Origin of the sequence: Kamptonema formosum PCC 6407 (assembly GCF_000332155.1) — a bacterium.
Classification (GTDB): Bacteria; Cyanobacteriota; Cyanobacteriia; order Cyanobacteriales; family Microcoleaceae; genus Kamptonema; species Kamptonema formosum.
Genome location: NZ_KB235904.1, coordinates 2,032,473 through 2,045,351, shown reverse-complemented (window position 1 = coordinate 2,045,351; position 12,879 = coordinate 2,032,473). Strand labels below are relative to the sequence as shown.

Below are 12,879 nucleotides of genomic sequence, written 5' to 3'. Positions count from 1 at the left end.
TTCCTTCTTCCTTCTTCCCTAGCCCCTAGCCCCTAGCCCCTAGCCCCTCTTTTAATTAAGCCGAGCAGTACATTCCAAAATCAATTTTTGATTAACTAAGGAATAGGGCTGAATTTCCAAAGCTTGGCGAAAAGCAACGATGGCTTTTCTATAATTTCCTAGTGCAGCGTAACATAAACCAAGACCGTGCAATGCTCCAAAATGAATCGGGTTAATTTTGATAACTTCTTCGCAGTCATCTAGGGATTTTTGATAGTCGCCTTGAGTGTAATAAAGTACAGCCCTTCTGTTCCAAGCTTCGGCAAAATCAGGACTATCTGCTATTAGTTTTGTGAGGATATCTAAGGCACGAGAAAAGTCACCAGCATCGAGCAGAATCTGCGATCGCCTGAGCATTTCCATCCCGTAAGCTCCTTTTTGCTCAAACCAACTACGCCATAGTTCTGTAGTAGCACGATCGCGTACTCTTTCATCCGCGTCTTTCAGGTCTTCGAGTAATGCTTTGATAGATGAATCGTCCATTATAGCTAGGGACTAGGGACTAGGGGTTAGGGGTTAGGGGTTAGGGGAAGAAGGATTTAAGGATCTAGGAGACAATAAGGATATCTGGCTACGTCCTAATATTTTTATTTATTGACTTTTTGCATACCAATATGAAGATTTTGATACTTTCCTCAACTTTTCCTTATCCGCCAGGGCGGGGTGGAACTCAAGTAAGGACGTTTAATTTGTTGAAATATTTGAGTCAGCAACATTCTATCACTCTGGCAACACTGCGATCGCACGACGTGACAGAGGTAGAAATAGAGCAACTGCGCCACTATGTCCAAGACTTAGCGATTTTCCCTCGTCCCCAGGTAGCTGTTGGTTGGGGATGGGGTGGAAAAGTGCAGCGATTTAGTCGGTTTTTACTGGAGGGAAGGCCTCCGAATGTAATATCTATCTATTCTCCAGCAATGCAGAATTGGGTAGATGAATTTGTCGCAGCGGGTAAATGCGATGCGATTACCTGCGAACACAGCGTTAATGAGATTTATGTACGTCCTGAGTGGCGCAAAAGGTTGGGGACGGTAGTAAATATTCATAGTTCAGTTTATGGAAGTTGCCGACAGATACTAGAAACTGGTACTTCCGAGAAACCATTGCGCGATCGCCTCAATCTGCCTTTGCTCGCTCGCTACGAAAAATACTACTGTTCCAAATTCTCCCGCATTGTGGTCACAACTGAGGAAGATCGGCAGCAGTTGCAGGGGAGCGGGGGAGCAGGGGAGCGGGGGAGCAGGGGAGCTCTTGAGCGGGGGAGCGGGGGAGCAGGGGAGCTCTTGAGCGGGGGAGCAGGGGAGCAGGGGAGCAGGGGAGCAGAGAAAGGGAGATTTCCTTCTTTCTTTCTTCTTCCTTCTTCTTCCTGCGTTCCTATTCAAGTTATTCCTAATGGCGTAGATTTGGCAAAATTTCCCTACAGACAAGTAGATCCGGGGGGACATAGATTAATATTTATCGGGGCGATGGATAATTTGGCCAATATTGACGCAGTACGATTTCTGAGTTTAGATATCTTACCAGCCTTGCAGCAGCGTTATCCTGACGCTACCCTGACTATAGTGGGATCAAAACCAGTAGCGGAGGTATTGGCATTGCGATCGCAGTCGGGAATTACAGTAACGGGTCAAGTCCCTTCAATGGCAGAATATTTGCATCAAGCCACAGTTTGTGTAGTGCCGATGCGAATTGGTCTAGGAATTAAAAATAAAACTTTAGAGGCAATGGCAGCGGGAACGCCTGTTGTAGCTAGCGATCGCGGTTTGGAAGGGCTCGCTGTTGACGGCGGTGGATCGCCTTTGGGGGCCTTGCGAGGGAACCAACTTGAAGAGTATGTTGAGGCGATTAGTCGCTTATTTGAAGATCGACAATTGCGGGAGGAGTTATCACAAAATGCGCGATCGCTAATCGAAACCGAATATACCTGGGAAATCATCGGTCAACGCTATGAACAAGTTTTAAAAGATTGCTTCACACCTAGCACCACTAAACTCTGCCAGTAGAATACACCAAAGCAATTTTGAGAGATTGCTTCGTTACCTTGGAACGCTGTGGTTTTAAGTTAAAAAAGTAAAGAATTCCCCACATCTCCCCTCTCCCAATCTCCCCTCCCCCAGTCTCCCCCCCGATGGAAAACAAGATTGAACCCGCAAACCGGAAGCGAAAACCCCCTGAGAACGTCAAAATCGCTCAGGGAAAGGTTCAGCCTACCCGGAAGGCGGTCAACAACAAACGCCAAAACCCTCAAAAATCTAGACCAAAGCCGTCCCAATCCGGCTCTAAGTTCCTCTGGAAAAAGGCACTTGCCAATTTTGTCGCCCTTACCGTTTTGTGGGGTGGTGCGGGTGCAATGGGAGGAGGTGCTTGGCTAAGCTACCAATTAATTGTCGATCCGAATGCGAGCATCTGGATCAATCAGTTTTTACCTGAATGGTCTCGCCTTCCCTTTGCCAGCGGTAAATCGATTCAGACTCTCTCGCAAATCCGAGCTAGTCTAGGGCAAGTGGGACTTATACCCGGCGAAATGCTGCTGCTTCCCAAGGAGAAATCTAGCGAACGCGAGGTTCCCGACTTGCTAGTACCTGTAATGGTAGAGCGGCGGTCAACTGTATCTATAGTGTGTAAAAATCCTTGCCGCCAGATTGTCGAACTGCGGGTATATCAGCCAGTGCAAATTCCCTATCAAAGTTATGAAACTGAGCAATATTATCGGCTGGCGAGTTCTGTAGCTGTGGAAGGCCCGGCGGAATCTTTTGTGATTGCTTCCCACACTGATGCTAATGACAGCCAAGGCTCAAATAAATCCTTACCGCTGACAGCTTTAAGCCTCTTTGAAGGCAAAGTTCCCAGTTCCGGGGCTTGGTTTAACCTCAGCGGTCAATTATTACGGGCGGATAAGAAAATTCCCTACGGGCAGGTAGTTCACTACAATCCTACCCAAACTCATTTGATGTCGCTCTTGGAGTGGACGGGTGCGGCGGGAAAGGTTCCGAGTTGGCGACAGGTAACGGGGGGCGGGGAACCGGAGTTGGCGATCGATCAAACTATAGGTTTAGACCCGCAATTTACTATTTATCAGGTTCAGCCTCGGAAGTTTGTACCTAACCCAATTCAGTTGACGGCAATTTCTTTGGAAGAACCGGCTTTAAATAATCCTGGTTATAAAGATGCGCTACGGTTGGCTAAAAGTGGCTTGTGGTCGCCAGCTTTGGGGATGATGCGGGCTTTGAAGACTAAGGCGAAGGGGGGTTGGTCGCCGCAGGCGCAAGCGCAGCTAGATTTGATTAAGTTTCATGCTAATGTTACTCAGTCTCAGGCGATCGCATCTTGGGCTTCTCCCAGTCAGCAAGTTCTGGCAGATTTAATTGATGGCCGTTGGCATGATGCTTTACAAGTATTTGAGGCAGATTTGGGGAATAGTTCTGAGATCGCCAAAATGTTGAAAAATGATGGCGATCGCATCTGGAATCGCGTAGATGCAGCGCTGAAGGTAAATTCCCAGGATGAAGGAGCAAAGGCTTGGGGTGCTTTAATTGTGGGCGCTCAGGAAGGTCAGCGATCGGCTGCTGCTTGGCTAGATCGACTACCTGATACCGATCGAGAAACTAGGGTTCGCATCCGGGGATTGCTGGATCGACTAGGTGAGGCGCTCTCTAAGCTAGAAAGTTTAGAGGGTCACGCGAGTAAAAATACTGGTTCCGCTTTTCCAATTAACAATATAGATTACGCTTAAAGTCTTTACAGGATAGTTGCGATCGTGACGCTCCATATAAACGAGCGAGCCATTCATCCCTATTGACCATCACGATCGCTCCCGTCGAGCTCACGTAAAGCAATCTCAAGCTTTATTCTCTAAGTTAAAGCTTGTTTAAAGAGTAAGCGAGTATGGATGAAGACTTAATGTAGATTGGTTAATTAGTTAACAGCAGCTAGGGTGAATTTGCTATGGTTAATTTTAGTGCCTTAAAGCTGAAGGAGAGAAAATCATGGTTCAAGTTCAAGAAATTTCTCAGGTTTCCACTCTACGCACATCTAGTAGCTCGACTGGAGTTGCGGCTACAGAATTAAGACCTTGGGGTTCCTTCACCACTCTGGAAGAAGGAAATGGATATAAGATTAAGCGGATTGAAGTAAAGCCAGGACATCGCCTCAGTCTGCAAATGCACCACCACCGCAGCGAACACTGGATTGTTGTTTCCGGTACTGCTAAAGTCACCTGCAATGATAAAGAAGAAATTATCTTTAGCAATCAGTCTACTTATGTCCCTCAATGTCACTCTCACCGCCTGGAAAATCCCGGCGTGATTCCTCTGATCCTAATTGAGGTACAAAATGGGGAATATTTAGGAGAAGATGACATTGTACGCTTCCAAGACGACTACGCTCGAACAGAATCTAAGGCTAAATAGAAAATTGAGGAAGTCAGGAATCCTAAAGTATGTAAAAATTATTCTGAACGGCTAAATCCAGCCTTTGATTCTGACTTCTGAATTGTCATTCCTATAGCAACCTTCTTGGCAGTTAGGACACTCACTCATTGTTTCCACCCTTAATTCTATTCCCTTCTTCCCTTCTTCCCTTCCTCCCTAGCCCCTAACCCCTAGCCCCTTCTTCCCCTAGTCCCTAGCTATAAATTTTTTAATGATTCACTTAAACAAACCAGCAGCTATTGAGGTAATGCGTCTTAAGTCTAAGCATCCCAATCCCAATGCTTTATTTCGGCTTGGGGTGGAATCTAGTGGCTGCTGTGGCTTGTCTTATACAATGGCTTTTGATGAAACCCTTAACCCTGACGATTTGGTGTATGAATCTGAGGGAATCCAAGTAGCGATAAATCCAGAGCAACTTAAGTATGTTAATGGTCTTACTTTGGATTATTCAGAGGATTTGATGGGGGGAGGTTTTAGATTTCATAATCCTAATGCTAGCCAAAATTGTAGTTGTGGTAATTCGTTTAGTCTAAGAGAATAAAACTCACAAGACTTAACAGTTTAAGTTTGGTTTATACCAATTTTACATGAAGTTGCATATAGCTAGGGGCTAGGGACTAGGGAAGAAGGGAATAGAATTAAGGTCTGCTATAATCCTGCACTGTGGAGGTCATCTGGTGTCAGATCGTCGTCAATCACTTCACCATCACGGAATACGACAATTCGGCGAGTTTGACGCGCTACATCTGACTCGTGTGTTACCATGACCACTGTCATCCCACTATCGTTAAGTTCCGTGAAAATATTCATCACTTCTTGAGTAGTTTTGCTATCTAAAGCGCCTGTAGGTTCATCCGCTAATAATAGTACGGGACGATTGACTATAGCACGCGCGATCGCTACCCGCTGCTGTTGTCCTCCTGATAGTTGGTTGGGTTTATTGTACAGCCTACTTTCTAGACCCACCCGCGTTAAAGCCACAGTTGCTCGTTCTTTTCTTTCCGCTGGGGGAACGCTGGCGTAAACCATCGGTAACATCACATTTTCTAATGCTGTTAACTGCGGTAACAGATGAAATTGTTGGAAGACAAACCCCAGTTTTAAATTGCGAATACCAGCTAAATCATCCTCTGGCATTTGCGCGACATCCACGCCGTCTAAATAATAACTACCACTGCTGGGGCGATCGAGACAGCCTATAATATTCATAGCTGTAGATTTGCCAGAACCCGATGCTCCCATAATCGCGCAATATTCCCCTTGTTTTACTATCAAGCTGACACCGTTTAAAGCACGAACTTCTAGATCGCCGATGCCATAGACTTTAGTGACATTTTCTAAGCCGATAATGACAGGTTTTTCTGATTTTTGGTTGAGTTCGCCTTGGAGGGTTGAAGAGTAGCTTTCTGAAGCTTGGTATTTCATAACTAGGGGCTAGGGGCTAGGGGCTAGGGGCTAGGGGAAGAAGGGACTAGGGGCTAGGGAAGAAAGGGCTAGGGAAGAAAGGGCTAGGGAGGAAAGAAGGGATATAGAATCAAGGGGTTCGCTGTGAGGAATCAGCGGAACGGCTTCAGGAACTTAAAATGTCCTAACAATTTTGTTGGTTGTTATAGCTATATATAATCAATATTCTAAAAGATTTTTTTAAAAATGTCAAAGACCTTAAAAATCATAAGACTTACGCAAAGATAACCTATTTCTGCCATTACAACACAATTGAAGTAATTACAACCTTTGTTTTATACCAATAGGCCTTATGCAGGTCGCCCCAGAAACCGGGTTTTTGAGAAAATCTGTGGGTAATAACGAAGTATTTTCGTTAAAAAACCCGGTTTCTTTGGTTGGGTACGTAAGTCCTGACTATGATTTTCTCACACTTTACATAACAACGAAGTATTTTCGTCAAAAAATCCGGTTTCTTTGGTTGGGTACGTAAGTCCTGACTATGACTTTCTCACGCTTTACGTAACAACGCCTCTTTAGTAGTTGCTATAAGCACCATCAAACCAAAAAGTTTTGGACAACGTAGTTACCTAAATCTCTCCCCGTCGCCAAACCATCTCGATTAGCACTCATAAAATGAATCCCCCCATAAAGGCGACTCATTCCAGCTTGATCTGCTGCACTTTCAAAGCTATCAAATTTTCGCAAACTATTAACAGAAGGGTCTCCCACATCCACAAAACAAAAATCTTCACCAAAGAAAGAGCTCAAAATCGCATCTGCTGCACCGCTAAACGTACTGTGCCCAGATGTGTACTCAGGAAAAGGGGGAGTAGTTAGTAATGGTTCCCACTGTGAATCAGTAAGTGTAGCTGGATTGCCATCTTTCTCTGCTTCCCTGATTGCAGTCAATGGTCGCCAGAGAATATATTCATACTTAGCATCCCACGCACAAATACCTGCATCAGCCAGACCAATATTTAATAATGCGAATAAGCGAGCATTCTCTTCTAGGGAATTTTCTGCTAGTACAGATGATTGTTGAGCAATTTGGTTCCAATGACCGGGAGGTGTAAAAGTACCCGCGCCATCCGCCCAGAATTTAGCAATTGCTGTTTGGTCTGGCGATCGCGTTAAGCTATCTTTTTTGCCTATTTCCTTAACAAAATTGACTTCCTCTGCATACTCAGCACTATCTAAAGCTGGCGGGCCAGATGGTCGAAATTGGGAACCGCTAGTCATTGCAAAACAATCAACATCTGGCCATTGAGGTAATAGGGAATTGGCAAAAGCAGGTGGAGTTGGTACCCACTCGCCAGGATTATTTGTCGGCGTGTAAGTGAGTGCTTTACTGGTGCCGTCTTGACTTCTTAAAGCAATAATTTGGTCGGCGGCGGAGAGGCCGACGGCAATGCCATCGGTTTTGGCCTGTTTATTAGGAATTGTGGCTAAAGATGATGCGATCGCGGCATCAAACTTAGCTTTCTGTGCAGGATACAAACTTGTTAATACTCGGTTTGCTGCTGCTGCTGCCGCCGCTTCTATTGATGCTCCCCCTGGTGCTTCTAACTCCACTTTGTAAGTGCTGTGGCTGCGATCGGTCGCATTCACAGCGTTATAAATGGCGGTGTGAACCATTGCCATATTGCGGGCCGCTATGGGAGGCGGAGTGCCACCTGTTCGCACTGCGTCTAGTAGGATTGTATTCCAGTCAGTTACAACTGTACCTGACGTGAAAGTTACAAAGTTATTTTGGGTAATTGTATTGGCATTAACTCCTTGTAGGACTGCCATATACTCGCCGGTAAGTTTGTCGCGAATAATGGTATTGTTACTGTTAGCACCTGTACCTTGAAAGATGTTTAAATCTTCGTACTTAACTCCGTTAAGTAAGCGCAGGATATCGCTGCCATTTTTAAAATCAGTAATGTAGTCGGCTTTGGTAATCGTTTGACAGCCGCAGCCTTCAATGGCAATACCAAAGATATTATTTCCTTCCCCGCCAGTGAGGGTATCGCTGCCTTTGCCACCGATGAGAGTATCATTACCTGCTTCGCCTAAAATGCGATCGTTGCCCTTTGCTCCCCAGATGATGTCATCGTCGGCGCCACCGTCGATGAGATCGTTACCTTGACCGGCGTTGAGCTTGTCTTTGCCATCGCCGCCTGCGATCGCATCATCTCCCTTGTCGCCGTAAACTATATCATTGCCCTCAAAAGCCACAAGGCTATCTGATTCTACTGTTCCCTGGAGATAGTCAAAACTTGAAGTACCATTAATTACCATACTTAAAACCTTTGAAAAAAATTTAGCTTCACACCTGACTTCAACTTTAGGTGTAGCTGCTAAAGAAACAAGTCTTTAGACTGATGTAAAGCTAACATTATCTGCGAGCCGCACCCGTCAAACTTTAACAACTTCTTCAGATCCCAATTTTCCTAATAAAATCCCACAAAACCGGATTTACCAACTCAGGAGCTTCATCTTGCGGACAATGGCCCACACCCGCCAACTCCACAAATTTTTCAACACAAGGAAAATTTGCCAACTCTCGCCCCAATTCTATCGGCTCCCAAGGGTCATCTGCACCCCATAAAATCAAAGCTGGACAACTCAATCGGGGAAGTAAATCCTCCGCTAAGGGGCCAGAAGAATAACTCGTAAATGCGATAAATACATCTACTGCTCCGCTATCTAGCGCCGGTATCATAATCATATCTATTAATTCATCTGTCACTGCCTCAGAACGTTTGTAAGCTTTTAGTAAAATCGATCGCACAGTTTTCGGCCTTGCTAATTGCTTAAAAAATAGTTGACTGATCCAGTTGATATTAAGAACATTCTGTGCAATAGGTATGCCCATGCGCCGATACCAAGCTAGCTCAGCGCGTTTGCGATCGTGCAGTAGTCGCAAAGAACAATTGAGTAAAGCTACACCCAAAACTATTTCGGGAAAATCCACAGCCGCCTGCATTGCTGCGACACAGCCAATCGAGTTTCCTACTAAAAATACTGGCCCACCGACAACTTCTTTACAGAAATCAGCAATTTGTTCGCCCCAAGTTTCAAAGGTATAATCAATTTCAGTTTTGGGCTTAGGTTTAGCAGAACCGCCAAAGCCAATTAAATCAATGGCGTAGCAGCGACAATTCGCGGCCAATACTGAGAGATTTTTGCGCCAGTGGCCGCAGGATGCACCAAAACCGTGTACGAATACCACTGCCGGCCCTTCTTGACCTTGAGCTTGGTAGGAAATGGGAAAGCCTCGCCATGTCCAGGTTTGAGATGTAGGTAAAGTTGCTATCATTGCTTCGATAATGTATAAATATTTGCCTTACTTTTGAAAGGGCACAAGGCAGTTTCCTTTTACTTACTATTCTCTAATTTAGCTACTTTTGAGAGATCGAGAATAACGCCCCCCAATCAAAAATAATATGTGTGAAATTTCCAGAAATAGGGCACTATTCCTAAAGGAGTATTTCTCGATCGCGACCTCTGAAGGGGTGGGCTTTCAGCGCAAAAAGTCTGTGAGTTTTTTGTTTGGTGAAATTTAGAGATCTATTTGCAGACTGAGCCTGTAATGCTTGCTTGTGTGTTAAAAAAATCTATGGAGTGCTGACGATCTAGGCGATCGCACTCCCGCAAATCCTCGATCGCTCTTTACCTTTTATAATAAACGCAGCGGAAACACCCGCCCCAGGTTCGATAATTTCTCTATATGATGGTTTTGCACTCAGTAACATTCCTGTGTCAGGATCAGAAATGCAAACTTCCTTACCTCGATCTATCTGAATTTCCACTATGCCGACCACGATCGCTACCACTTCAGTTGTACCATTTCTAGGGTCTGAAATCGTACCAGACTACGATCAAGCCCACGTCGTGATTTTACCAATCCCTTACGAAGCCACAACCACCTATCGACGAGGCTGCGAAAACGGGCCGGCAGCACTTCTAGAAGCATCCCATCAACTTGAATGCTACGATGAGGAACTAGATAGAGAAATCTGCTACGATGTAGGTATTTATACTAACTACCCAATTGCAGATACTCGTAACGGTCAGCGAGTATCCTCGTTGGAAATGCTGCAAGTAACTCAAAAAACCATACAGCAGCTTATTGCCGAAAACAAATTTGTCATCGCTATCGGCGGCGAACACAGCATCACGGCCGGAGTAGTCGAAGCTTACCGTCTATCCTATCCTGATGAACCTTTCACAGTCATTCAAATTGATGCTCATGGCGATCTCCGCCACGAGTATGAAGGCTCTATTTACAATCATGCCTGCGTCATGCGGCGGATAGTTGATATGGGTTTGCCAACACTGCAAATTGGCATTCGTGCCATTTGTAAGGAGGAAGCAGATTTAATTAAGGAGAAACAGTTAAATGTAATTCGGGCAAGGGAAATAGCCACACAGCCAGATTGGATGGAACGTGCATTTTCAAGTATTAAAACTCGCCGGGTGTTTCTGACTATCGATCTAGACGGTATCGACCCCACTTTAATACCAGGAGTAGGAACCCCGGAACCGGGCGGACTAAACTGGTATTCCCTCACGGGATTTTTGCGCCGCCTCTGCGAATCCTACGAAGTCCTTGGCTGTGACATTATGGAATTAGCACCAGTTGTAGATTCCGTAGTATCAGAATTTACAGCAGCCAAACTGACTTATAAACTAATTGGATATCAAGCTTTGGCTAAAGGCTGGTAACGAAGGAAGAAGGAAGAAGGAAGAAGGAAGAAGAAAAATTAAATTTGATTCTTCTTTCTATCTTTTAAAATCGGTGGCTCATCGGGGTTTGCTATTGCTAACTGATTCGGATTGAAATACAGGAAAAAAGGAAAGAGCAAAGATGAGTTTATTAATGGAAACAACAGGTACTCCTATTGACGGCTACGCTCCTGATTTTGAACTGCCGGGAGTTGATGATGAAGTTCACCATTTAGCTCGATATCTAGAAAGATTTCGAGTCGTGGGCGTAATATTTATGTGCAATCACTGTCCTTACGTGCATTTGTATTTAAATCGCCTAAAACAAATCCAAGCAGATTTTCAAACTCAACAAGTTACTTTAATTGGGATTAATGCTAATGATGCAATTCAATATCCCGATGACAGTTTCGAGAATATGAAAACCTTTGCGACTAACAATGAATTGAATTTCCCATACATCCGAGACGTTACTCAGGATGTTGGTCAAAGCTTCGGAGCTCAGACAACACCGCAGGTTTTTTTACTAGACAAAGATGGGAAACTGCGTTACAAGGGTTTGATTGACGACAACGCCAACGATCCAGCAGGGGTACAGGTGCAATATTTACGCAATGCGATCGCCCAACTGCTGAATGGCGAACCCGTGACCCCTACCTCTACTGAAGCGATCGGCTGTTCTGTTAAATGGCGTAATGGTTAGTAGTTAGTGGTTAGTAGTTAGTGGTTAGTAGTTAGTAGTTAGTGGTTAGTAGTTAGTGGTTGGTTGCTTCCCCTCTGCCCCCTCGCTCCCCCGCCCCTCCGCTCCCCTGCCCCCCCGCTCCCCCTGCCCCCCCGCTCCCCCTCCCCCCCCCCGCTCCTCCACTCCGTTGATGTTCAAAGTGCCACTCTACTGCTATCTTATGGTGGAGGGAATTTGAGTTAACAAAAAAGTCACGGCATGGGGATAGTATATCGGCGGGTTTTGCTAAAAGTGAGTGGTGAAGCCTTAATGGGAACTCTAGGCTACGGCATAGATCCTATAGTTGTTCAGGAAATCGCTCAGGAAGTAGCCGAAGTCGTGTCTCACGGCATTCAGGTGGCAATCGTCGTCGGCGGCGGTAATATTTTTCGCGGCGTGAAGGCGGCGGCAGCAGGTATGGATCGGGCAACAGCAGATTATGTGGGCATGATTGCAACAGTGATGAATGCCATTACTTTACAAGATGCCCTCGAACAAGCGGGAGTGCCAACTAGAGTGCAAACTGCGATCGCCATGCAGGAAGTAGCTGAACCTTATATTCGCCGTCGGGCCATCCGTCACCTAGAAAAAAACCGTGCGGTTATTTTCGGTGCGGGTTCTGGCAATCCGTTTTTTACCACCGATACAACAGCAGCTTTACGAGCCGCTGAAATTGATGCGGAGGTAATTTTTAAAGCCACTAAAGTTGATGGTATCTACGATGCAGATCCCCATCTCAACCCAGACGCACGCCGCTACAAAACTCTCACCTATGGTCATGTCTTGACTCACGACTTACGGGTGATGGATAGTACCGCGATCGCGCTCTGCAAAGAAAATAACATTCCTATTATTGTATTTGACCTATCGGTACGCGGAAATATCTACCGCGCCGTGATGGGAGAATCTATTGGAACTCTTGTGGGAGGTTCTTGTGAAGTTAGCTGAAGCTGAAGATCATATGCAGAAGGCAGTTGAGTCCACTCAACGGTCTTTTAATACCATTAGGACGGGACGCGCCAACGCCTCTCTCCTCGATCGCGTGATGGTAGATTATTATGGATCTCCAACTCCGATTAAATCTCTTGCTAGCATCAGTACACCGGATGCTAGTACGATTAATATTCAACCCTTTGACCGCAAAACGATTAACCTCATCGAGAAAGCAATTTCTCTGTCAGATGTGGGGCTTACTCCTAGTAATGACGGTTCCGTTATTCGCTTGAATATTCCACCGCTAACCACCGATCGCCGTCTGGAATTGGTAAAACTTGCCGCTAAGTTTTCTGAAGAAGGCAAAGTTTCCATCCGTAATATCCGCCGCGATGCTGTAGAGTCGATTCGCAAGCAGGAAAAGAGCAGCGAACTCTCTAAAGATGAAGCGCGTGATTTGCAAGACAAAATGCAAAAATTGACTGACAAGTACATTGCCAAAATTGAGGAAGTGCTTGCAGCCAAAGAAAAAGATATCAAGACGGTTTAGTTGTTAACTGTTAACTGTTAACTGTTAACTGTTAACGGTTAACTGTT

The 12,879-nt window shown here is 45.3% G+C and carries 13 protein-coding genes; 8 read left to right on the top strand and 5 right to left on the bottom strand.

All coding sequences use genetic code 11. The features are described 5' to 3' along the window. Positions 1-51: 51 nt before the first annotated feature. Positions 52-522, bottom strand: coding sequence for a tetratricopeptide repeat protein (locus OSCIL6407_RS0125885; RefSeq protein WP_007356003.1), 471 nt, complete (start codon positions 520-522; stop codon positions 52-54). A gap of 131 nt (positions 523-653) precedes the next feature. On the opposite strand from OSCIL6407_RS0125885, the gene OSCIL6407_RS37355 reads away from it, so the two are divergent. The 4 genes from OSCIL6407_RS37355 (at position 654) to OSCIL6407_RS0125865 (ending at position 5,010) form a co-directional block, all read left to right on the top strand. Continuing rightward, positions 654-2,042, top strand: coding sequence for a glycosyltransferase family 4 protein (locus OSCIL6407_RS37355; RefSeq protein ID WP_019487851.1), 1,389 nt, complete (start codon positions 654-656; stop codon positions 2,040-2,042). Between the two features lie 125 nt (positions 2,043-2,167). Next, on the top strand, positions 2,168-3,772 hold the full coding sequence (locus OSCIL6407_RS0125875; protein WP_007356004.1) for a hypothetical protein: 1,605 nt from the start codon (positions 2,168-2,170) through the stop codon (positions 3,770-3,772). A gap of 253 nt (positions 3,773-4,025) precedes the next feature. Beyond that, complete coding sequence (locus OSCIL6407_RS0125870) at positions 4,026-4,448, top strand: phosphomannose isomerase type II C-terminal cupin domain (RefSeq protein WP_007356005.1); 423 nt, start codon at positions 4,026-4,028, stop codon at positions 4,446-4,448. A 232-nt stretch (positions 4,449-4,680) separates the two neighbouring features. Beyond that, positions 4,681-5,010, top strand: a complete 330-nt coding sequence (locus OSCIL6407_RS0125865; protein ID WP_007356006.1) for a HesB/IscA family protein — start codon at positions 4,681-4,683, stop codon at positions 5,008-5,010. A 107-nt stretch (positions 5,011-5,117) separates the two neighbouring features. On the opposite strand, the gene OSCIL6407_RS0125860 is transcribed toward OSCIL6407_RS0125865, so the two are convergent. From OSCIL6407_RS0125860 to OSCIL6407_RS0125845, 4 genes are all read right to left on the bottom strand, one after another. Further along, the gene (locus OSCIL6407_RS0125860; RefSeq protein ID WP_007356007.1) at positions 5,118-5,894 is read right to left on the bottom strand and encodes an ABC transporter ATP-binding protein; all 777 of its coding nucleotides are present in this window, start codon (positions 5,892-5,894) and stop codon (positions 5,118-5,120) included. A 576-nt stretch (positions 5,895-6,470) separates the two neighbouring features. After that, a complete protein-coding gene (locus tag OSCIL6407_RS0125855; protein WP_007356009.1) occupies positions 6,471-8,198 on the bottom strand; it encodes a phosphatase PAP2 family protein in 1,728 nt (575 codons plus the stop codon). Between the two features lie 136 nt (positions 8,199-8,334). After that, positions 8,335-9,219: an alpha/beta fold hydrolase gene (locus OSCIL6407_RS0125850; protein ID WP_007356010.1), complete on the bottom strand. Its 885-nt coding sequence runs from the start codon at positions 9,217-9,219 to the stop codon at positions 8,335-8,337. 316 nt (positions 9,220-9,535) lie between these two features. After that, the gene (locus tag OSCIL6407_RS0125845; protein WP_168371093.1) at positions 9,536-9,712 is read right to left on the bottom strand and encodes a hypothetical protein; all 177 of its coding nucleotides are present in this window, start codon (positions 9,710-9,712) and stop codon (positions 9,536-9,538) included. A gap of 1 nt (position 9,713) precedes the next feature. On the opposite strand from OSCIL6407_RS0125845, the gene speB reads away from it, so the two are divergent. From speB to frr, 4 genes are all read left to right on the top strand, one after another. Then, positions 9,714-10,628 carry an agmatinase gene (gene speB, locus OSCIL6407_RS0125840; protein ID WP_007356012.1) on the top strand — a complete coding sequence of 305 codons (915 nt, stop codon included), beginning with the start codon at positions 9,714-9,716 and terminating at the stop codon, positions 10,626-10,628. 142 nt (positions 10,629-10,770) lie between these two features. Then, the gene (locus tag OSCIL6407_RS0125835) at positions 10,771-11,331 is read left to right on the top strand and encodes a thioredoxin family protein (RefSeq protein ID WP_007356013.1); all 561 of its coding nucleotides are present in this window, start codon (positions 10,771-10,773) and stop codon (positions 11,329-11,331) included. Between the two features lie 237 nt (positions 11,332-11,568). Then, positions 11,569-12,297, top strand: coding sequence for a UMP kinase (gene pyrH, locus OSCIL6407_RS0125825; RefSeq protein ID WP_007356016.1), 729 nt, complete (start codon positions 11,569-11,571; stop codon positions 12,295-12,297). Then, positions 12,284-12,832 carry a ribosome recycling factor gene (frr, locus tag OSCIL6407_RS0125820; RefSeq protein WP_007356017.1) on the top strand — a complete coding sequence of 183 codons (549 nt, stop codon included), beginning with the start codon at positions 12,284-12,286 and terminating at the stop codon, positions 12,830-12,832. Before pyrH ends, frr begins: the two co-directional genes overlap by 14 nt. The last annotated feature ends 47 nt before the right edge of the window (positions 12,833-12,879 follow it).

Excerpts from the sequence above, each read along its gene's own strand:
- OSCIL6407_RS0125885 (WP_007356003.1), bottom strand. The coding sequence starts at position 522 with ATGGACGATTCATCTATCAAAGCATTACTCGAAGACCTGAAAGACGCG.
- OSCIL6407_RS37355 (WP_019487851.1), top strand. The coding sequence starts at position 654 with ATGAAGATTTTGATACTTTCCTCAACTTTTCCTTATCCGCCAGGGCGG.
- OSCIL6407_RS0125875 (WP_007356004.1), top strand. The coding sequence starts at position 2,168 with ATGGAAAACAAGATTGAACCCGCAAACCGGAAGCGAAAACCCCCTGAG.
- OSCIL6407_RS0125870 (WP_007356005.1), top strand. The coding sequence starts at position 4,026 with ATGGTTCAAGTTCAAGAAATTTCTCAGGTTTCCACTCTACGCACATCT.
- OSCIL6407_RS0125865 (WP_007356006.1), top strand. The coding sequence starts at position 4,681 with ATGATTCACTTAAACAAACCAGCAGCTATTGAGGTAATGCGTCTTAAG.
- OSCIL6407_RS0125860 (WP_007356007.1), bottom strand. The coding sequence starts at position 5,894 with ATGAAATACCAAGCTTCAGAAAGCTACTCTTCAACCCTCCAAGGCGAA.
- OSCIL6407_RS0125855 (WP_007356009.1), bottom strand. The coding sequence starts at position 8,198 with ATGGTAATTAATGGTACTTCAAGTTTTGACTATCTCCAGGGAACAGTA.
- OSCIL6407_RS0125850 (WP_007356010.1), bottom strand. The coding sequence starts at position 9,219 with ATGATAGCAACTTTACCTACATCTCAAACCTGGACATGGCGAGGCTTT.
- speB (WP_007356012.1), top strand. The coding sequence starts at position 9,714 with ATGCCGACCACGATCGCTACCACTTCAGTTGTACCATTTCTAGGGTCT.
- OSCIL6407_RS0125835 (WP_007356013.1), top strand. The coding sequence starts at position 10,771 with ATGAGTTTATTAATGGAAACAACAGGTACTCCTATTGACGGCTACGCT.
- pyrH (WP_007356016.1), top strand. The coding sequence starts at position 11,569 with ATGGGGATAGTATATCGGCGGGTTTTGCTAAAAGTGAGTGGTGAAGCC.